The organism is Streptomyces sp. NPDC006602, assembly GCF_042870385.1.
Taxonomy (GTDB): Bacteria; Actinomycetota; Actinomycetes; order Streptomycetales; family Streptomycetaceae; genus Streptomyces.
In genome coordinates this window covers 1-20,294 of sequence record NZ_JBIAHG010000066.1, presented here as the reverse complement: position 1 = coordinate 20,294, position 20,294 = coordinate 1, and the positions used below count along the sequence as shown (strand labels likewise).

Below are 20,294 nucleotides of genomic sequence, written 5' to 3'. Positions count from 1 at the left end.
GGATCACTGCATTGCGAGGGACACATGGCACGACCAGGCGGCGGGGGCCGATGGCCGGGCACCGCAACGCACCGCTGACTCCGGAGGGGCGATTGAGCTCTGCCTGCGCATCGACGCAGGTCGGCCGATCGCGCACGTTGCGGCCGAGGCGGGGATCTCCCGCCGCTGCCTGGCGAAGTGGTACGCGCGTTGGCGGGCGCACGGCGAGGACGGGCTCCTCGACCACTCCTCGCGGCCGGTCACCAGCCCCGCCCGCACCGCGCAAGACGTCGCGGACCTGGTGGAGGCGCTGCGGCGGCAGACCAAGCACGGGCCCGCCCGGCTCGCCGCCGACCTGAAGCGGCTGCACAGCATCACCGTGGCGCCGGCCACCGTGCACCGCATCCTCGTTCGCCGAGGACTCAACCGGCTACGCGACCTCGACCCGCCCACCGGTGAGCAGCTGCGCAAGGTCATCCGCTACGAGCAGCATCAACCGCACCGTTACCCATCAGACCCGCTGCGTCGAGTGCGCACACGGTACTGCTGAGTGGTCCTCGTAAGCACGCAGGGGCGATTGCGCGCAATTACCGGTCGCCCACCACGTCCCGCAATCTGTCGCAATCCCCCGGTGCACCTGCGCGTCCGCCCGCATCCTGGGAGCCCAACCCAGGTAGCGGAGGCGACATGGCGCTCAGGTTCCTCGGGACGACCAGCGACGACGGCGACTGCCCCACCCTGTACGAGATCGACGGCACAGACGAGGTCCTCGTACAGGGCGAGCGGGAGACCGACCCCGAGCACCTCGTCCAACTCCGGGACGTCAAACCGTCCGAGACGTTCGTCCGCGTCCCCCGCAGCCTCCTGACCCGCTACGCCCCCAGAGAAGAGGCCCCCGAGCTCCAGCCCTTCGCGTCCATCTCACACCTCTTCCGCGAGTTCCGGCACACGGCCTGGCGACTGGAGTCCCGCCGCGGCTACGCCTCCGACCGCAACAGCCCCAAGTGGCAGCGCTGGCTGAACGGTGAGGACATCACCAGTGAGCCCGCCAACGCCTGGCGCGAGAACGTCGCCGAACAGACCGCCGCCGGGAAGCGATTCGAGCGCGTGCGCCTGGTCGACGACCCGCCCGCCCAGGGACAGCTGTTCCTCCTGACGAGCGCCCCGGGCAATGTGGCCGCGGGCGAGGACATCCGCAACCTCACCCGCGCCGAGGCCGAGCACCTGCGCCTGCCGGACTACGACTTCTGGCTGTTCGACTCCCGAATCGTGGCCCGGTTCGCGTTCGACGAGGACGACACGACCCTCGGCGTGTACGTCACGGAGGACCCGGCCGAGGTGCTCGCTGCCTGCCAGGCCCGGGATGCCGCCTTGCACCACGCTGTGCCTACTGCGGAGTTCACTGAGCGGGTACGTTCCAAGGTGTGAGCACCGACTTCCAGACCGCCCGTGAGGCCCTCGGCGCACGGCTGCGTGAGCTGCGTGCCGAGGCTGGCCTGGAAGGGCAAGCACCTGGCCGCCAAGGTCGGTTGGCAGACCTCGAAGGTGAGCCGTCTCCAGAACGGCAAGCAGACCCCGACCCGCGCTGATCTCACCGCATGGGCGCACGCCATCGGCCGCCCCGACGCCGAGCCCGAACTGCACGGCCTGCTCGCCGGCCTCGACATGAAACAGCGGCACCGCTCCTGGCGGCGCCAACTGGCCGGCGGCCACCGCGGCCGCCAGGAGATCGCCGTCCGGCAGACCGCGAACACGAAGGAGATCCGCGGTCTCGAAGTGTCCCGGGTGCCGGGGCTCTTCCAGACGCCCGAGTACGCGCGCGTCATCTTCGACAGCAACGCCGAGTTCCGCGGTATCCCGCCCACCACCGAGGCCGCCGTCGAGGCGCGGATGCGCCGCCAGGAGGCGTTGTACGACCCGGAGAAGTCGTTCCAGTTCCTCCTCTGCGAGGCGGCCCTGTACCACCGGGCGTGTCTGGTCGACGTGATGGCCGAACAATTGGACCGGCTGTACAACCTCGTCGGGCAGAGGCGTATCGAGCTCGGCATCCTGCCCTTCGGGACACAGCTGCGCCGTACGGCCCCGCACGCCTTTTGGATCTACGATCGGCGGCTGGTCATCGTCGAGACGATCAGCGAAGAACTCTGGCTCACCGGCAACGAGGACATCGACCTGTATGAGCGGGCCTGGGACTAGCTCGCCGAGGCCGCCGAGTACGGAACGCCCGCCCGGCGGCTGATCGGCCGTGCACGGGCGTCTCTCGACCTCTCGTAGGCAATCCGCCGCAAGCCCCGCAGCCGTGTGCGCAATCGCGCGCAATCGGCGCACAGCCCCGCAATCACCCCGCCTACGGTCCTGCCATGGCCCACCCGATAAGCATCACCGACCGGTACACGGCTGGGGACACATGGCTCGCCAACTGCCACACGGACCCGACCCGCGTATGGAAAACCTGGCACGCCGGTGCAGTCGCCCCGATCACCTCCGGCACGCACTGGCTCGTCGCACAGACCACCGTCGCCCACGGCCTGCCCGCCGCCTCCCGCATCCGCGAGGAGCAGCGCGGGCCGGTCCTCATCGACCCGTACGGCGACCGCGCCTGGTGGCTGGTGCCGCTCGACGCGGCCGAGGAACTCGCCGACGTCCGTCAGGTGCGGATGCGGCACGCCGGATGGATCCTGCGCTGCCCGCCGACTGGCCGCGAGGTGGACCGGTTGAGCTGGCTGTGGAACCCCGACGGCTCGGGCCATCTCACCGATCCTGCCGTGCTCGCCGCCGCGTTCGGCCCCGGCGGGTCCCGATCCCCTGGAGAGGCTTCGGCATGACGATTGAGACAGAGCCCCGACCAGTTACCCGCGATGAGCCCGACCTGGAAGGGCTGGGCGAACAGCTGCTCTGCACGGCCAGCCCTCATGATCTCGCTGCCACTCGGGCACTCGTCGAAGAGCGGAGCATCCTGGCCCGCAAGAACGTCCGCTCCGCTCTGATCGTCGACAGCCCCGGAGGGGCGTCCTGCCGATGGGAGAACCTGTCGGGGATGCAGTACACGCTCGGCCTGGACGAGCAGCAACGGCAGTTCCTCGGCCTGGTGCTGTCGATGGTGGGGATCGGGCACATCACCATCGCGGCCGTGCAGAACCTCGAGGAACGCCACCTGCGCATCATCGTGCGGGCCATCCTGCAACTCACGGGCAACGACACCATGGCGGTCGGCACCCGCGTGTAGGGTCTCGCGCCCGGCGCGCCGCAGTGAGCGAGCGGCCGTCCCAGCACCCCCTCGGGGACGGCCGTCTCTGAGGGGCGCCGTCGGTGTACGTGTCTCCGGAGCTGGGGGTCCGTGAGGGCGAAGGCCTTGCGGGCTGATTCGTACTTCTCCAGCAAGCCGGGACCGACCAGAAGGGGTCGTCGGCGTCAAGGGTGCGCCGGGCGCCAGCTTCCAGCAGCAGCGGAAAGGGTGGACTGACAGGGATGTCACGACGCCGAGGGCGACGTTCGAGGCGGTCCAGACGTCCAGGACCGCGCCTTCCGCGGCCAGGCGGGCGACGAGAGCCGGGTCCTCAACCGCCGGTACGCCGTGGATCCGTCGCGCGCCGATCACGTCGAGTGCGGCGCGCACGCTGGCGCCTCACCGGGCCTCCGGTGTGCCGGGGCGGCGGGCGTAACAGAACAGGTGCTCCTCGGGGACGGCGAGTTCACCGGCCGGCACGAACGCCGAGACGGCGTGGTGCAGGACCGTCAGCCCGCACTTTTCCCGAAGCAACCGGAGGCAGTCGTCCGCCGCGAAGCTGGAGACGCGGACCGGCCGGCCCATGAAGTCGATCTGCACGCCCTCGACATCGGCCGGCACGGTGGCCGTCACGAGGTAGCCGCCCGGGGCCAGCCAGCCGACCATCCGCCGCAGCGCCGCCGTGGCCTGCGCCCGCGTCATCATCAGCAGCGGGAAGAACGCGCAGACCGCCTCGAAACCGCCCTCCGGAGTGAACTCCCGTACGTCGCACTGCTCGAACCGGGCGCCCGGCACCTGTTCCCGGGCCAGCGCCACCATCACTGGTGACACGTCGATGCCGGTCACCGCACAGCCCGCCGCCGTCAGCCGCTCGGCGACCGGCCGCCCGGTGCCGCTGCCGACGTCCAGCACCCGGGCGCCCGGCGGTAGCCGCCCGGCCAGCCACTCGACCGCCTCCCACTGGGCCGGCAGCCGGCCGAACGCCTCCTCGTATGCGAGTCCCAGCCCGTCGAACAACTCGGCCGCCGACACACTCCCGTCCCCGCCTGTCCTGCCTTCCGTACCCGCCATGCCGTCCACGGCACCCCCTGTCCGCCGACCCGGGACCACCCACGGGCCACCACCAGCCCTACCCCGCCCGCGGGGCCCGCTATCCCCGGAGTGGAGTCACCCCGGCCACCCAGTCCCGGGGGAAAGTAATGGGCCGGTCGAGACGCCGTCCGACCAGTGGCAGCTGGCCGCCGCCGGATACTGGGGCGCCTACGCATCCGACGTCAGCCGCAGGCCCTGCGAGGTGCTCGCCTGGAACCACCTTGGAGCCGCGCTCATGGAGGACTTTGCCCAGCTCGCCCCAGAGGACCGAAATCTAGCGCGCCGGACATTCTCGGGTCGCAGCGACCTGGTGCCACGCTGTACGGGATCTCCGACGCCGCCGAGTTCCGCCACCAAGTCGTCATGGAGCTCCATGCCACCCTCGCCCAGCGGTGGCCGCGACCTTCCCGCAGTCGGTCCACCAGCAAGATCAATGTCTAGGGCTGGAGTACTAAGAGTGCGGAACGTGAGCTCTTGTCCGTTTCGTGGTTGAGGTTGGGGAAGGATCGCTGGTCGCGGGTGGGGGGGTGTCTCTCAGGCGTCGGGGCGGGCGAACAAGCCGGGTTCGGGTTCGATGAGGATGCCCTGGCTGACCAGGCGTTTCAGTTTGGAGCGGATGCCTTCGGTGTTCTTCGGGGGGATCGGCGGGTCGAGGGCCTGGCAGAGGTCGCGGGCGCGCATCGGTCGGCCCGCATCGGCCAGGGCGGTGAGGATCTGCTGGTAGGCGGGGTGTTCCGGGATGTCCGGGCCGGTGGCGGGTGAGGGCAGCGGGAGGGTGAGGAGGGTTTTGCGGGTGATGCGCAGGTTCTCGCTCTCCGCGTCGAGTTCGCCGAGTTGCCGGGTGAGTTCTTCGATGCGGGCCCGGAACTGCCCGGCCTGGTCGGCCAGTTCGCGCTCGCGGGTTTCGATGTGTTCCAGGATGGCTTTGACCTGTGGGTTCTCGCTCATGCGGTCCTCCAGGAGGCGATGGTGGCTCCGGTGAGGCGGCGGCTCATGACGGAGGTCATCGCCCACAGAACGCGGGAGCGGGAGGAGGCGGGCCGGTGTTCGTAGTCGCGTACGAGACGGCGGTAGAACATCAGGATCCCGTTCTTCTGTTCCACGATCCACCGCTTCGGCTGCGGCACGAACCCCTTGTCCTGCGGGTTGCGTTCGACGATCTCGACGTCGATCCCCAGGCCGGCGCCGTGCAGGACGACCTGCTTCTTGAAGCCCTGGTCGACCAGGGCTTTGCGGGCGGTTCCGCCGGCGTGCTCGGCGACCTGGTCCAGCAGGACGATGCCCGCGGCGTTGTCGTGGGTGTTCGCGGCGAGGACGACGACTGCGATGACCAGGCCGAGGACGTCCACGGCAAGGCCCCGCTTGCGGCCGGGCACCCGCTTGGCCGGATCGTGGCCACTCGTGGCGGCGGGGACCCCGGCGGCCACGTGGACACTCTGGGTGTTCAGCACCACCCGGGTCGGGTCCTCTAATCGCCGGGCGCGTTCGCGGACCTGGCAGCGCAGAAGCTCATGGATGACCTGGTCGGTCCCGTCGTCCCGCCAGGCGGCGAAGTAGTAGTAGGTCGCGCTCTTCTGCGGCAGGTCGTGCGGGAGGTAGGCCCACTGGTAGCCGGTCCGCCCCTGGTAGAGGATCGCGTTCACGATCTCCCGCATGTCGTAGGCGCCCTGGTGGCCACTGACCGAGCGGTGCCGGTCCTTCCACGCGGTGATCACCGGCTCGATCAACGACCACTGCTCGTCCGATAAGTCACTTGGGTACGGCTTGCGTTCACTCACCCGGTCACATCACCAGATCAACAAGCGCGGACCGGCAGATTCCGTCCCGCCACCACACCATCAGGCGACAGCAGATCCACTCAAAGACTCACGAACCGCCCACTGAGAGGGCATTTAGAGATGCTCTATGGCGGTAAGTAACTTTCACGGCCGTCAGGTTTGAGGTATTTGCTCCATATGTGCACCCTCGCGTCCATCGAGCTGTGGATTTGGCCGCCCGTTTGCTCCGGTTCTCGTGTACGAAGTCCGTCTGGTTTGAAGATCAGGCAGAAACGCCCAGCGGCAGCGAAACAGCACCGTCCGCCGCATCCATGATCACGCTACGGCGTGAGCCAGCGGAAGCCGTACCCCAGCGACCTGTCCGACGCCCGATGGGCCTTAATCGAGCCGACGTTGACAGCCTGGAGAAAGGCTCGGCTCGACCGCAGGCCCACCGGGCAGCCGGCCAAGGTCGCCCTGCGCGACGTATTCAACGCACTCCTCTACATCAACCGCACCGGAATCCCCTGGAAATACCTCCCGCACGACTTCCCCAACCACGGCACCGTCTACGCCTACTACGCCGCCTGGCGCGACGAGGGAATCCTCACCCAGCTCAACTACGACCTGACCGGCCTGGCCCGCGTGAAGGAAGGACGCAAGCCCGAACCGACCGCTTCCGTGATCGACACCCAGAGCGTGAAGACCTCCACCAATGTGCCTCTGACCAGCCAGGGAACCGACGCCGCCAAGAAGATCGTCGGCAGGAAGCGGGGCATCATCACCGACACACTCGGTCTGCTCCTCGCCGTGACCGTCACCGCCGCGAGCCTGTCCGAGAACGCCGTCGGAATCCAGCTCCTCGACCAGGCCAAGAAGACCTACCCCAGCATCTCCAAGAGCTGGGCCGACACCGGCTTCAAGAACGCCGTCATCGAGCACGGCGCCAGCCTCGGAATCGACGTCGAAGTCGTCAACAGAAACCCAGGAGTTCGCGGCTTCCACGTTGTCAAAAGGCGCTGGGTTGTCGAACGAAGTATTGGTTGGATCATGTTGCACCGGCGCCTCGCCCGAGACTACGAGACCCTGCCCGCCAGCTCCGAGGCCATGATCCACGTCGCCTCGATCGACAACCTCACCAAGCGCATAACGGACGAGACGACACCCACCTGGCGAGGAACCTACTAGGAGATAAAGGGCAATCCACCTAGATCAAACGTCCTCTGACAGCAAGGGCGGATCAGGCCTGCTGCCAGGTACGGCGCCGTTCGGCCGACGCAGGGCTGATCCAAACGACAGGCCATAGGAAGGTCCGCTGAGCACGCTTCTGGGCACCCGGCAGAAATACGCTCGGGAGGCGATTGCCCGCGGTGAGGGGCTGCCATGACCATGTGCGGATGGACAGCGCGTTGATGGCGGCGATCATTGGTACAGCGGGGGGTGGCCTAGCCACCGTGAGCGCAGCATGGTGGCGGGGGCGGACTCATTTACGGACGTCGGCACGCCTGATTTACGCAGAGCTGACCCGCAACAGCGCAGCGGTGGCGTACTTCCGCCAGACCGGCCACTGGGTGGCGCCGACTTTGTCGCGGGCTGCGTGGGACGGGCACGGTGCAGTGCTAGCCCGGTGGCGCCGAGGTGAGTCCTTCGAGAAGGTGCACCGGGGGTACGAAGTGCTGGAAGTGGCCCCGTTCATCGCCCACGACACCCTCTCTTCTGCCGAACGGGAGGAATGGCTACGGGTGGAACTCAAGCGGCTGGTCACTGCAATCGAGGAGGTCGGGACAATCGCGCAGGTTCCCAGACCCCAGGTCGAGGAGTGGACACAGCGCTTGAACGGCAGGGTGTCCCTCCGTCCGACGCCGCCACCTCAGCTTGGGGCCAGTGTGGTCTCGTTGCCGCTCCTGGAGCGCCTGAGCGGCGGAATGGTGCCGGTGCGCATGTACGGAGGTCCCGATGTCAGGCTTCGGGACGGCGAGGTGGAATGGCTCACTGAGGACGGCGCGAACGTCGTCTACCACGTTGTCTTCGACGCTCGTGGCGAAGAAACCCTGGACGCTCTGCCCGCGGTCCGCTGGACGGGTGGGGCGCCCAGTGACGACGCGGTTGCCGAACAGGCGTACGACGGTCTCGTGGCTGCCAGTCGACTGGTGGGCGAGGTTTTCGGACGGGATCGGATGCTCGCGACCGACGGCCCCCTTGTGGCGGTGGTGCACTACGGGCGGGAGTTGTCCCACGGCGCTTGGCATGGCGCCCTCGCCGCCCTCGGTGACGGATACAAGTACTTCCGCCCGTTCAGCTCTGGTCTTGAGGTGGTCGCGAGTATCGCGTGGCACGGAATAGATGAAATGTCTCATTTCACCTACGAGGGGGAGACTGGAGCATTGGCCAACGCGGGGTGCGACGGCTTCGGCCTGCTCGCCAAGCAGTACGTACTGGGGCAGACAGCGGAAGAGGCGGACTGGCTGCTCGGAGCCGACCTACTCACCGCTGAGGTCAATGGCGCTGCACTGCGTTCCTTCAAGGCGCCCGGGACTGCGTACGACGACGAAGCCTTGGGCAAGGATCCGCAGCCTGCTCACATGGACGACTACGTTCACACGGATCGCGACCAGGGGGGCGTGCACATCAACTCGGGCATCCCGAGTCACGCCTTGTATCTCCTGGCCACCACTCTTGGCGGGCACGCCTGGGAGCGAGCGGGCCGAATCTGGTGGGACGCGCTCACCGGGAACGGCATGCGGGAAGACCTCCTCTTCACCGACTGGGCCCGTCTCACCGTCGAGGCCGCCACCACTCGCTACGGCGAACACAGCGAAGAGCACCAAGCCGTGCTTGCCGCCTGGGAAGCAGTCGGTGTGCCTATCGGGGGTGAAGGTGACGGCTAGTCCCGTCACGTTCGGTGAGTGTGACAGGGTGCCGGGTGTCGTCCTCTCATAGGCTCTCAGGCCACCTCCCAGGAACCTGTTCAGCTGGGGATTCGAGAGGTCAACCTCCCAGGCATACAGCGCAAGGCGGAATTCGGGCTCACAGGCTCCCCGTCACGTCACAGGTGGCCTGGGAGCCTGTGAGGTTGCCCTCGGTGATCAGGTCCGGAGCGGTGGCCAGACGTGCGGGCCGCTGCACTGCCCGCAGGCGGCGCAGGTGGCGCACTGTATACAGAACTGCTTCGGGAGGCGCAGACACCCGCAGATCGGGTTGTAGTCCGGGTCGTCCTAGCACTCGAACCACGGCTCGCCCAGCGGGGGGCCGGCCGGAGCCTCATTGGCGCTCACCGGCTGCTCCGGCCGCGGGCCTCCATCCAGGTGGCCAGTGCGAGCACGACGTCCGGGTCGGCCTGCGCCAGGCGTACCGCGTGGCCCGCGTCGAAGTCCTCCAGGGTTCCGGTCCGGGCCATGGCCCGCAGCAGGGCGCTGTGCGCCCGTACCGAGACCGGGACTGCCTCCAGGTCCTTCGGCGGGGTCAGGCCGTAGCTCTCCAAGGATGGCGTGCAGGCGCCAGTCGCCGTACTCGTTCACGTAGTCGAGCGCCCGGATGTCCTCGGGCTCGTGCAGCACGAGCGGACCTTCGGCCCCGTACCCGGTCCGTGTCCGAGCAGGCCGGCCTCCTCCAGGACGGCAAGCATGTGGGCGCGCTCGGGGAGCCCGCCTGCGTGCAGCTGCTCCTGCCGCTCCATCTCCATCTGGAGATCCAGGTCCTCGGCTTCGGCGGCCGCGCGGGCTTCGGCTTCGGCGGCGAGCTCGTCCTGGACGACGGCATCGGCCTCCGGGTCGTAGACGCCGCCGGTGGTGGCGAGCAGCTGCACGATGCGCGCCCACTCCGCGAGTTCGGCGGGGCCGCGTTCGTCGTCGGCCAGGTCCTCGCGGTCGCGGTCCATGTGCCGCTGCAGCTCGGCTTCCTCGAGGGCGGCCGCCGCCTCGGTGGCGGTCATGCCGGTGGCGCGCCGTCGGACCGAGCGGCGGCCGACCTGCGCCCGGTCGACCGGCTGGCGGGGCGCGGCCGCGCCGAGCGCGGGGACGCGGGGACGCGGGGACGGCGGCGGGACCGGGGAACGGGGGTGCTCACACGAGCCTCCCAATCGTCGCGGAAACGGTGACGGGAAATCCGGCTGCCGCACGGCGGGCGCGGCAGCCGTAGACATGTGACTGGTTTATAGCAGCCCTGAATTCCGTGCGGCTAAAACGAGATATCGAGCCGCTCCACGTCCTTGAATTCGACGTGCACGCCCGCGCGGCCGCCGCCCTCCTTGCGGAAATAGGCGTCGGCGATGGCCTCCGCAACCAGCTCGTGCAGCTCATCATCCGTCGCTCCGCTCTCCCGCGCGGTCAGGATGGCGTCGGCGTGCGCGGGCGAGACGGCGGTCATGATGTCCCTCATCCGGCCCGCGTCCGAGGACCCCTCCGGGCCGAATCCGAAGTAGGCCCGGCAGGAGATGAAGAGCCCTCCAGACGTAGCCGCACGCTGCCTCGCCTGCGCCCTGACCTGCGGTTGCCACTGCGCCTCGGTCTCCTCCACCAAAGCCGCCTGGAGACGCTTCTGCGGCCTCTTGGCCGCGCCCGAGCCGGTAGCGCTCCACAGTGCGGCGGGAGACGCCCAGCCGCTCGGCTACGGCCGCCGTGGAGCCCTTGGCGCGCGTGAGGAGGAATTTCATCTGGACTCGCGCGGATTTCGGCGCGGGACGGGTGAACAGGGCCCGTTCGGCCCGTCCGAGGCCGTCGAAGAGCTTGCGCTGGAGCGTGGCCGACGCCGGGTTCGTGTGCTGATCATCCATACAGGCAGCGTCGGGTCGGTCCCCTGTGGACAGAATCCGGCGGCCGCGCGCGGTTCACCGCCGCGGCCGGGTTGACGGCGCAGGCCAGCGGGTCTTGGGTGGTGGGCCACGTCCAGAGCAAGGGGGCTGGCCATGGAACTGCTCAGGCTCTCCGACCGACTGCCGCAGTGTTCACGCTGCCGGGGCGACCTCATCATGAGCGCTGTGGCGCCGCAGGACGACGAACACGGGCGGACCATCCATCTGGAGCTGTGCCCGGTCTGCGACACCGGCGACGTCGACCGCCCGGCGGCCGGCCTTCTCGTCCAGTGGTTCGCGAACGACGGCGGCCACGACATGAGCCGCGTCCAGGAGGGCGCCCACCTGCTGATGGAGTGGACGAAGGAGTGCATGGCCGCACACGGCTGGTACTGGCAGGAGACGCCGCCCGACCAGCCCTGAGCCGTCGCCCGTACCGGCGTCGCCGGGCAGCGCGGCCGCCGGGTCGAACTACTGTTGGGCCCTGGCAACGTACGACTATCCCGGCTTCTCTGGGGGAGTGACTGTGGCGCGAGGCTAGCCGATGGGGCTTCATGCAGCTCAGCGCCAGTTTCCTTGACGCTAGCAGGTGCAACAGGTGTGGCGGTATCGCCGATTCAGGTCAAGCGCCGTCGGCAACCCGGATTGCCGGGTTGCCGCAGCAAAAGTCGCTTCTGTGGATGTCACCGGGGCCGTGCTTGTGCCGGTCGGGCTTGACGGCGCGGACGATGGCGGGGTGCATCCCTTCCTGGCTTTGCCGCCGGCGCCCGGCGCCCGCTGCGCAACTCGGACACGGTCGGGCTCGACGACCAGGACGACGGCGCCGAGTAGCAGCAGCGCTATCTCCCTTGGCGCGCCTATCACCTGTACGGATTTGACTGACTTTGAATGACCGCAAGATAAATCCGATAGTTCAGGAGAGAATTCCCCATTCCGCTGCCGGACTTGCCGGAGTTCCGGGATGCTGGGCCGTGTTACTGCACGTGTCGTGGCCCGGGGGGCGCCAATGACGGCTGGGGACAGGGCGCTGTCGGTAGGCGGCGACGCCATCGGCCAGTTCTCCACCGGAGACCACAACGTACTCGTGACCGCCAACGCTTCGCTGGTACAGGTCCACCAGGCTGGCCCGCGTGTGAAGCCGCAACGACGGGCGCACATCGAGCGCCTCCCCAACGGCGCCGCCACCCCTTTGGGACGCGACGACGAAGCAGCGCTGGTGCTGCGATCCATCGCGGACAACGAACCCGTGCAGGTGTACGGCGCGGATGGAATCGGCAAGAGCACATTGATCCGGCACGCCGCCCTCGAACTCGACGGCCGCGATGGGGTGGTCTTCCTTGACGGGTACGGGAAGGACCTCGACGACCTGCTCCAGAGCGTCTTTGAGGCGTGCTACGACAGTTCTGGCTACCGTCCAAGTGACGGGGAGCTACACGCCCTGTTAGCCGACATCCGGCTCTGCCTGGTTGTCGATGACTTCGAGGAGCCGAGCAGGCATCTGGTGCAGCTTCAGGACGCGATACCCGCCGGCACCGTCCTGGTCGCCTCCGGGGAGCGCACGCTCTGGGGACACGGCAAGTCGCTCGAACTCGCCGGTCTCCCGAAGTCGGCGGCGCAGCAGCTGTTCGCCCGAGAACTACGGCGTGAACTGCGCCCGGCGGACGAAGTCGGCGTGTCCCTGCTCTGGGAAGCGTGCCTGGGGCACCCCTTCAAGCTGCTGCGCGCCACCGCGCTGGCCCGGCGCGACGCCGGCACAGGACTTGCGCGGCTACCCGCTCCGGTCGAGGTCCCTGAACTCCTCCACGACCTCATCACGGCCGCGACCGGCGTGGAACGGGGGATCCTCGGGCTGCTGTCGGTGGCCCCGGCCGCCGAGGTGTCGATCGACCTGCTGGCGGTTCTGCTGGCGCCCTCCGGAACTGCCCAAGCGGTACGTACGACCGTCGAGCGGCTCGCCGCATTCGGGCTCCTCACCCGTGCCGACGAGAAGGTCAGGCTCTTCCCGGACGTTGCCGCAGCCCTTCCCGCCGACTCTGGCCAGGACAGCGTCCGTCTCACCGAGATCACCGGCCGGATGACAGCGTGGGCCACGGCACGTGACACGTCAGCCGCAGCGGTCGCCGAGCACAGCCCGCTCATAGCCGCCTGGATCGAGGCCGCAGGCCGTTCGGGCCGGCCGGATCTCGGAGTCAAGCTGGCCCGGGCTGCCGCTCCTGCCACAGCCTGCTCCCTGCGGTGGGGAGCCTGGGGACGCATCCTCACCCGGGGCCTGACAGCGGCGGAGCAAGCCGGTGACGAGCGTGCCCGCGCCTACTTCACCCACGAGACCGGCGTCCGCTCCCTGCTCACCGGCAAGCGGATCGCCGCCGTGGCAGCCTTTACAGCGGCAGCAGCCGCCTGGCGCTCACTGGGCGACAACGGCAGTGGGGACATCGCTGAGCACGGTCAGACACTCTCGGACCCCCACGGCACGACGACCGGGCCGCCGGAGCCGGACTCAGGCGCGCAAGCAGCGCAGGACGGATCCCCCTCCTCGGCGGACGGCAGCGAGGCGAGTAACCCGTCCCATGCCGGAGACGGACACCACAGCAGCGCGGACAGCCAGCCCGGCTCCGCAGACGGCCATTCCAGTGGCGCGGAACATGCGGAAGAGCCGGGGTCCGCCGATCACGGCGTTGCCGACACGCCCCAGCCGCCTCCCCGCCACAGGATCGACGGCCACACGCCGCCAGGCGGAGGGCTCCCCCAAGGAGGCCTGACGCTGACCGCCAAGCTCGTGATCGGCGGCGCCCTGCTGGCGATCGGAGGCGGCGGCGTGTGGGTCCTGGGGCAAGGTGGCGAAGCAGATGCCAAGCCCTCGGTGCCGCTGCACGTTCAGGTAGCGACCGACGTCTTCGAGGTCGGCGCGATGCCCGGCACAACCGAGGGAACCTGCCGTGTCGAGGCCGGTCAGACCGACTGCACGAAGCTCGTCCGGGTGGCCAAGGGAGAGCAGGGACCGGTCACGGTCGTGCCCGACGGCCCCCTGCCCACCGGCGTCAAGATCGTCTACTGGGGCTGCGACGAGGGCGCGGCGTCGGCAACCTGCACCGTCACAGCGGACGCCGAGCGCTCGGTATGCGTCACGACAACCAGCCCCAAGGACACAGCGGCCCGCAGCAGGTGCGCCGCGCTCGGCGGCACTGGCAAGGAGGCATCGGTACCTCCGTGGGCACGGATTCTCGGGGTGTGGACCCGGCAGGACGGCGCAAAGTTCGACTTCGACGGGGCCAACGCGCGATGGCTCCCCGCGAGCCGCGAAGATCTCACGGTGTGCCGCTACACCGTGGACGACCCGACAAGCAGCACCACCATCACGATGACGTGCCAGGACCTGGACAGCAGCCGGAAGGCAACGATCAGCCTCTCCGCCGCAGGCGATATCGGAAGCCGAGATCGCACCCTCACTATCACCGGAGATCCAACTCTAAGCGGCACCTACCGCAGCGGAGCGCCGACCGTCGACACCTCACCGCCATCGATCTCGCCACCGCCGGACGACGAGTACACGGGCCCGCAGCCCGCGTTCGATCCCTGTTCAATCCTGAAACCGTCCGACCTGGAGCGCACCGCAGCATATCTGGCGCTTGCCACGGAGCGGGAAGTGCGGAGAAACTCAGATTCCCCACCGAACAGCGGTGCCGCGTTTTTCGGAACATGCGGACACTACACGCCGTATGCTGAGAACATTACGGGAAAGCAGGCGTCTGTCGAGGTTTGGTACGCGCCCACACTCACTTATCAGAATCTCGAAGGATGTCGTCGGATCGGCATCACTGAAAAGTCCTGGAATTGCCCCGTTGGCCCGAACGGCGTCAAAGAAGTCCGCGTTCAGTTCGATAACGGAACCAGCCTTGGAGTGCGCGTCGGAAGAGTCCCGGAACGGGACTGGATCAACGACATGGCGGCAGCCGAAGCACTCACGAAGATCATTCTCTCGCACATCTGAAAGGAGGAAGCCGTGACAGAATCCCAAGGCGCCCGCAGCATCAGTGTCGGCGGCAACGCCGTCGGTCAGCTCAACACCGGCGACAACAACATACTCACGAGCCGACAGGCATCCGACCGCGAGGCCCTGAGCGCCTTCGTCACCATGATGTCCCGCGAACTCGCTGCCATCACCATGGCGGAGGAGCACCGATCCGGAACACAGGCGGCATTGGCCGAAATCGAAGAAGCCGCCTCGGCCGAGCCTGTAGAGTCCGGACGCCTGCGGGCCGCATTCGCACGCTTCGCCTCGTTCCTCGCCGAGGCCGGCCAGCCCGCTCTTACCGCGGTGATCATGACCCTCGCTCTGAACCTCGGGGTGGTCGCGCCACCGAGGTGATCGCCTATCAAAGGACATTGAGCTGACCCCGGTTTTAGGGGGTCCCCGGACTACCCGAGTTGGGTGGAGGCAGGCTTGCGTATGAAGGGGGTTGCCCGATAGCGGCCAAGGCCTTCCGGCTCAGGCGGGCCGGGCCGGATACTAAGACTAGACACTTCGAATTATGATGTCGGGCTTGTCAGGAGTGACCTTGGTTGAGCTTTCCGAACTCATTCGTGAGCTGCGAGCCGAGCTGGGCGCGGCGGTGGCCGCGGCTCCCGCTGAAGGTCTGCGGTTCGAGCTGGGACCGGTGGAGATCGAGGTGTCTGTAGCGGTCGACAAACGCGGCGGCAGCGGCGGCAAGGTCAAGTTCTGGGTGCTCGAGCTGGGCTCCGACGCGGCGATCGCGCGGAACTCCGTGCAGCGCGTCAAGGTGACCCTGGTCCCGCAGATCGCGAACAGCGATGCCCAGCCATACGTCTCCGGTACACAGGAGACCGCGGAAGGGTGAGCCGCGCCATCAGGGGTCTCGACGCGCACCGGGTCGCCGAGGTCATCGTGACGGTCCCGGACGGCCCGGCACGGCTCGGGAGCGGCTACCTGATCTCCAAGGACGCTGTCCTCACTGCGGCCCATGTCGTCGCCGGCGACGACATGGTGACAGTCCGGATCGACGCCAAGCAGGAGACCGAATGGTCCGGCTCCGCGCAGGTCATCTGGTTCTCCAACCTGGTCGACGCCGCTGTGCTCCGCATCGCGCCCCCACCGGGCCAGGAGCCGGTCCGGCCGACCGAGTTCGGCCGGATGGCCGAGATCGACGACGAGTTCCCGTGCAGCACGGTCGGATTTCCCCGCTTTAAGCTGCGCCGCGGCGGCACGAGCCAGGACGTGTCGCAGTACCGGGACTCCTGCCACCGGCTCGGCCGCATCTCCGGCCTGTCCCACCGGAAGGAGGGCACCTTCGAGATCCGGGTGGACGCTCCGGAACGCGACCCCGACCCGCGTCGCTCCCCCTGGGAGGCGATGTCCGGAGCCCCCGTGTTCGTCCGTGGCGTGATGGTCGGGATCGTCTCCCTGCATCACCGGTCGGACGGGCTGGGCACGCTGACCGCGTCCCGGATGGACCGCTGGCACGCCCGCCTCGACGGCCGGGCCCTGGCAGCCTTGCGGGCCGTGACCGACTTTCCCGGGACGGCCAGTGACCTGGTGGAAGTGGCAGCCCGTGACGTCCGGCCGCGACCCGCCCCCGACAGCGGTGCCTATGACGTCTTCCTCTCCTACAACCCGGAGGATCTGGCGGCCGCTGAGCAGATCGCCGACCAGCTTGAGACGTACGGACTCCTCCCGTTCCTGGATCGCCGGCATCTCCCGCCGGGAGTGCCCACCCTCGAGGTTATCGAACAGGCGATCACGACGATGGAGACCGTTGCGGTGCTTGTCGGGCCGGGCGGCCTCGGACCGTGGCGCGCCGAGCAGTTGGGGGCGGCGCTCGACCGGTCGATCCGGAGGCAGAGCGACATCCGGGTCCTCCCGGTTCTGCTTCCCGGGGCCGACCCGGACGCGCTGCCGCCGTTCCTGCCGCGGCGCCTAGCCCTCGACTTCCGAACGCAGCTCGACGATCCGGCCGCCATGGCCGCCCTGGTCTCGGGCGTTCGCGGCCGGGTTCCCCGGCGTAAGGGGCCGAGCCTGCCGGATTCGCCTGCTCCCTATCCGAGCCTGCGGGCCTTCACAGAGGACGAGGCGGGATTCTTCTTCGGCCGCTCCGCCGAGATCGAAGAGCTGGCGCGGCGTGTCCGGACCGGTCCGTTCACGGCGGTCGTCGGCGCGTCAGGTTCCGGTAAGTCGTCGCTGGTCCTGGCTGGCTTGCTGCCCAGGCTCGGGAAGGAATGGACCATCTGCCAAATGGTCCCTGGCCAGTGGCCGCTGCGCACACTTGCGGACGCACTGGCCGCGACCATGGCTCCGCAGGACGTCCTAGCGACGGCTAAGCGGCTCGAGCGCGACCTCGCGGAGTCCGACGACGAGCTCGCCAAGACGGCGGGCACGATCGCGCGGCTGCTGCCGGGCCGCCGGGTCCTGCTGGTAATCGACCAGTTTGAGGAGATCTTCGCGTACGGGTCTGGCCGCAGCAGGGAGTTCATCGCGAACCTCTACCGGGCGGCGCGGGAAGCCCCAGACACGATCCATATCGCGATCACGCTGCGGGCCGACTTCTTCATGCCCTGCCTGGAATTCGGCGAGCTGCGCGAACTACTCCCGGCCAACCAGCTTCTGCTGGGCTCGCTCGATGACACCGGTGTGCGCGAGGCCGTCCTGCAGCCAGCTCAGAAGGTAGGCCTGCTGTTCGAGCACGGCTTGGTGGAACGCATCGTCGACGACATGCGGGGCCGGCCTGGCGCGCTTCCGCTCCTGCAGACAGCCCTGGCCGGGCTGTGGCAGCGGCGGCGGGGCGTCTGGGTGACCCATGAGGACTACGACGCGATCCACGGCATCGGCGGCGCGCTCAACCAGCTCGCCGAGGAGCTCTACGCTGGGCTCACCCCCCCGCTGCGGGACCTGGCACACCAGTTCTTCCTGCGCCTGGTGACCCTCGGTGAGAGCGTTACTCATACTCGCCGACGGGTCGACCGCAGCGAACTCGATTTCGTCAGCGTCGACCCGCAGGAAATCGACGAGCTGGTCGGGCGGCTTTCCAGCCAGGACGTCCGGCTCGTGTCCGTCGACCGGGACACCCTGGAGCTGACGCACGAGGCGCTGATCGACAGCTGGACGACGCTCCGGGACTGGCTCCAGCAAGACGAAGCGGACCTGCGGACGCACCGGCAACTCACCGAGGACGCCCAGCGGTGGGACGCGCAGGGCCGGGATGACAGTTTTCTCTACCGAGGACTGCGGCTCGCGGGCATCATCGACTGGGCTGCACGTAACGGCCCCAGTATGAACCAGATGGAGAGCGCGTTCCTGACGGACAGTCGGGCAGTGGAGGACAGTGCCCAAGCCCGCGAGCAGTCGGACCGGACACTGGCCCGTGCCGGTCAGGCGGTCTTCGAACTGGACAGTTCGCCCGAGGAAGCAGTCCTGCTGGCCTACGCCGCGGGCGCGGACGCCGGTGAAACGCCGCTGGTGCAGCGCTCGCTGTTCCGGGTCGCCGAGACCGCGAAGATCCAGCACGTGCTGCGCGGCCACGAGGACCGCATCTCGTCCGTGGCCTGGCATCCGGGCGGGAAGATCGTGGCGACCGGCAGTTACGACCACACGGTAAGGCTGTGGGACTTCGAAACCGACCGGCCGCTCGCCACGCTGCGCGGCCACACCGACTCGGTGACGTGTATCGCGTTCGACCGGACAGGGGAACGTCTGGTCAGCGGGGGCTGGGACAACGTGGCCAGGTTGTGGGACGTCGAGTCGTTCACCGAGATCGCCACCTTCACGGGGCACACCAGCTGGGTTTCCTCGGTTTCGTGGAGCCCGAGCGAGCGGTACATCGCGACCGGAAGCCAGGACCACACCGCTCGGGTATGGGAGGTGAGCACCGGCCAGACCGTCTGCGAACTGGCCGGCCACAGCGAATGGGTCCGGTCGGCGGAGTGGCACCCCGACGAACGTCTCATCCTGACCGGCGGATACGACAACGTCGCCAAACTCTGGAAGATACCGTCCGGCAGGGAACTGGCCACGCTGACCGGTCACGACGGCCCCGTCCCTGCGGTTGCCTGGAGCCACGACGGCTCCCAGGCCCTGGCATGCAGCGAGGACGGCACGTTCAGCCTCTGGGACATGACAAAACGGATAATGCTCCGCCGGCTTCCCGTGCACACGAGCCCGGTCTACTGCGTGGCCTGGTCGCCCACCGACCGGCGGGCCGCGGTCGGGAGCGAGGACGGACGCGTCCGCGTCTTTGACGTCGATTCCGGTTCCCTCCTGGAAACGCTGCCCGGCCACCAGGGCTGGGTCTCCAGCGTGGCCTGGAGCCCGGACGGAACCTCGCTGATCTCCGGGAGCGAAGACGCTACCGCCCGGGTTGCGTCCTCCCGCTCAGGACCGCCCAGCCGCGAGATCGGGCGTCATGCCGACTGGGTGTCCGGTGCGGCCTGGCACCCGTCCGGGCGCATGGCAGCTACCTCGGGCGCGGACGGCCTCGTCCGGATCTGGGACACTGCGTCGGCGATCGAACTCACGCACTTGGACGCCGGGGACCCCCTCACCGCGGTCACATGGAGTCCCCGCGGCGGACTCGTCGCGGCCGGAAGCGCCTCCGGACAGCTGTCTGTCTGGGACGCCCACACCTGGCAGATCGTTTTCGCCGACCGACAGGCGCACTCCGACCGCATCACCGCGCTGGCCTGGGGGCCAGACGAGACGAGGCTGGCCACCTCCAGCTACGATCAGACGGCGACGCTGTGGAACACCCGAACCTGGCAGCCCGAAGTCGGTATCCAGTCCGACCAGTGGGTGGTCGACCTGGCCTGGAGCCCGGATGGCCTGGAAATTCTGTTCGCAACCTGGCGGAACGACGCCGTGATCTGGCGGATCGGCGAACCTGACGAGGATCTGGCGCTCAGGGTCCTCAAAGGCCACACTGCAGGCCTGCACTCCGCCGACTGGAGTAGTAGCGGCAGGTTCGTGCTCACCTCCAGCGGCGACGGCACCGCCCGCGTCTGGGACCCGGCAACCTGCAGACAGACCCAGCGCTTGGGCGCCGGGGAAGCGCACACGGCGGCCTTCAACCCGCAACGCCAGCAGGTGGTGACGGGCAGCCGGGACGGCGGCGTACGGCTCTGGGACATCGCCAACGGCGCCGACCTGCTCGTCACCTACAACCACCCGCACTCGATCCTGGCCGCCGTCTGGTGCCCGGACGGCACCGAGATCCTCACCGCCTGCGAGGACGGAGTGATCCGCATCTGGCCGGGCAGCACAGCCCAGATCATGGAAGACCTCCGGCACCGCATCGCCCGCATTCTCCCCCCGGGCGAACTCGGACGCCGCTTCCCCCATCTTGCTTCTGCGGACTAGGGCCTGTTCCAGGTTCGGATCATTGGTTTTGGGATTTGCCGGTGGCGGGCGGCTGGGCCTGGTAGTTGTCGAGGGTGGCGCGTGGTGATC

General features: G+C 68.5%; 18 protein-coding genes and 2 pseudogenes. 13 read left to right on the top strand and 7 right to left on the bottom strand.

Annotated features, from left to right (window positions below):
• From ACFYO2_RS48270 to ACFYO2_RS48250, 5 genes and pseudogenes are all read left to right on the top strand, one after another.
• The coding region (locus ACFYO2_RS48270; protein ID WP_388363550.1) for a helix-turn-helix domain-containing protein at positions 1-529 on the top strand (529 nt) is incomplete at its 5' end.
• A 137-nt stretch (positions 530-666) separates the two neighbouring features.
• The gene (locus tag ACFYO2_RS48265; protein ID WP_388363547.1) at positions 667-1,407 is read left to right on the top strand and encodes a DUF6879 family protein; all 741 of its coding nucleotides are present in this window, start codon (positions 667-669) and stop codon (positions 1,405-1,407) included.
• Positions 1,404-2,253 (top strand): annotated as a pseudogene (locus tag ACFYO2_RS48260) (helix-turn-helix domain-containing protein). Before ACFYO2_RS48265 ends, ACFYO2_RS48260 begins: the two are co-directional and overlap by 4 nt.
• Before the next feature lie 86 nt (positions 2,254-2,339).
• The gene (locus ACFYO2_RS48255; RefSeq protein WP_388363544.1) at positions 2,340-2,804 is read left to right on the top strand and encodes a hypothetical protein; all 465 of its coding nucleotides are present in this window, start codon (positions 2,340-2,342) and stop codon (positions 2,802-2,804) included.
• Complete coding sequence (locus tag ACFYO2_RS48250) at positions 2,801-3,205, top strand: hypothetical protein (protein WP_388363552.1); 405 nt, start codon at positions 2,801-2,803, stop codon at positions 3,203-3,205. The genes ACFYO2_RS48255 and ACFYO2_RS48250 overlap by 4 nt, the downstream gene beginning before the upstream one ends.
• Before the next feature lie 279 nt (positions 3,206-3,484).
• Here the strand turns inward: ACFYO2_RS48250 and ACFYO2_RS48245 are convergent.
• A pseudogene (locus ACFYO2_RS48245) lies at positions 3,485-3,577 on the bottom strand (adenosine deaminase); the annotation flags it as partial.
• 27 nt (positions 3,578-3,604) lie between these two features.
• Complete coding sequence (locus ACFYO2_RS48240; RefSeq protein WP_388363541.1) at positions 3,605-4,276, bottom strand: class I SAM-dependent methyltransferase; 672 nt, start codon at positions 4,274-4,276, stop codon at positions 3,605-3,607.
• Between ACFYO2_RS48240 and ACFYO2_RS48235 the strand changes: the two genes are divergently transcribed.
• Positions 4,275-4,790: a hypothetical protein gene (locus tag ACFYO2_RS48235; protein ID WP_388363538.1), complete on the top strand. Its 516-nt coding sequence runs from the start codon at positions 4,275-4,277 to the stop codon at positions 4,788-4,790. The two genes, ACFYO2_RS48240 and ACFYO2_RS48235, sit on opposite strands and share 2 nt — an antisense overlap.
• Positions 4,791-4,831: 41 nt before the next feature.
• Here ACFYO2_RS48235 and ACFYO2_RS48230 read toward each other — a convergent pair whose 3' ends face one another.
• Both ACFYO2_RS48230 and ACFYO2_RS48225 read right to left on the bottom strand, forming a co-directional pair.
• Positions 4,832-5,245: a hypothetical protein gene (locus ACFYO2_RS48230; RefSeq protein WP_388363536.1), complete on the bottom strand. Its 414-nt coding sequence runs from the start codon at positions 5,243-5,245 to the stop codon at positions 4,832-4,834.
• Entirely contained in the window at positions 5,242-6,075 is an 834-nt protein-coding gene (locus ACFYO2_RS48225) for an IS5 family transposase (RefSeq protein ID WP_388363534.1), read from the bottom strand. Before ACFYO2_RS48225 ends, ACFYO2_RS48230 begins: the two co-directional genes overlap by 4 nt.
• A gap of 327 nt (positions 6,076-6,402) precedes the next feature.
• Here ACFYO2_RS48225 and ACFYO2_RS48220 point away from each other — a divergent pair, with 327 nt between their 5' ends.
• Together ACFYO2_RS48220 and ACFYO2_RS48215 are read left to right on the top strand one after the other, a co-directional pair.
• A complete protein-coding gene (locus tag ACFYO2_RS48220; protein WP_388363531.1) occupies positions 6,403-7,242 on the top strand; it encodes an IS5 family transposase in 840 nt (279 codons plus the stop codon).
• Between the two features lie 209 nt (positions 7,243-7,451).
• A complete protein-coding gene (locus tag ACFYO2_RS48215; protein WP_388363528.1) occupies positions 7,452-8,942 on the top strand; it encodes a M4 family metallopeptidase in 1,491 nt (496 codons plus the stop codon).
• Positions 8,943-9,325: 383 nt separating this feature from the next.
• Here the strand turns inward: ACFYO2_RS48215 and ACFYO2_RS48210 are convergent, their stop codons facing one another.
• The 3 genes from ACFYO2_RS48210 to tpg form a co-directional block, all read right to left on the bottom strand.
• Entirely contained in the window at positions 9,326-9,535 is a 210-nt protein-coding gene (locus tag ACFYO2_RS48210) for a hypothetical protein (protein WP_388363525.1), read from the bottom strand.
• A 33-nt stretch (positions 9,536-9,568) separates the two neighbouring features.
• Positions 9,569-9,985 (bottom strand): hypothetical protein, encoded by a 417-nt coding sequence (locus ACFYO2_RS48205; RefSeq protein ID WP_388363523.1) that lies wholly within the window; start codon positions 9,983-9,985, stop codon positions 9,569-9,571.
• A gap of 245 nt (positions 9,986-10,230) precedes the next feature.
• Positions 10,231-10,569, bottom strand: a complete 339-nt coding sequence (tpg, locus tag ACFYO2_RS48200; protein ID WP_388363520.1) for a telomere-protecting terminal protein Tpg — start codon at positions 10,567-10,569, stop codon at positions 10,231-10,233.
• A 388-nt stretch (positions 10,570-10,957) separates the two neighbouring features.
• On the opposite strand from tpg, the gene ACFYO2_RS48195 reads away from it, so the two are divergent.
• From ACFYO2_RS48195 to ACFYO2_RS48175, 5 genes are all read left to right on the top strand, one after another.
• Positions 10,958-11,266, top strand: a complete 309-nt coding sequence (locus ACFYO2_RS48195) for a DUF6300 family protein (RefSeq protein WP_388363517.1) — start codon at positions 10,958-10,960, stop codon at positions 11,264-11,266.
• Between the two features lie 661 nt (positions 11,267-11,927).
• On the top strand, positions 11,928-14,831 hold the full coding sequence (locus tag ACFYO2_RS48190) for a hypothetical protein (protein WP_388363514.1): 2,904 nt from the start codon (positions 11,928-11,930) through the stop codon (positions 14,829-14,831).
• A 12-nt stretch (positions 14,832-14,843) separates the two neighbouring features.
• Positions 14,844-15,209 carry a hypothetical protein gene (locus ACFYO2_RS48185; protein ID WP_388363511.1) on the top strand — a complete coding sequence of 122 codons (366 nt, stop codon included), beginning with the start codon at positions 14,844-14,846 and terminating at the stop codon, positions 15,207-15,209.
• A 190-nt stretch (positions 15,210-15,399) separates the two neighbouring features.
• Positions 15,400-15,699 (top strand): trypco2 family protein, encoded by a 300-nt coding sequence (locus tag ACFYO2_RS48180; protein ID WP_388363509.1) that lies wholly within the window; start codon positions 15,400-15,402, stop codon positions 15,697-15,699.
• Complete coding sequence (locus ACFYO2_RS48175) at positions 15,696-20,204, top strand: TIR domain-containing protein (RefSeq protein ID WP_388363506.1); 4,509 nt, start codon at positions 15,696-15,698, stop codon at positions 20,202-20,204. Before ACFYO2_RS48180 ends, ACFYO2_RS48175 begins: the two co-directional genes overlap by 4 nt.
• Positions 20,205-20,294 lie beyond the last annotated feature (90 nt).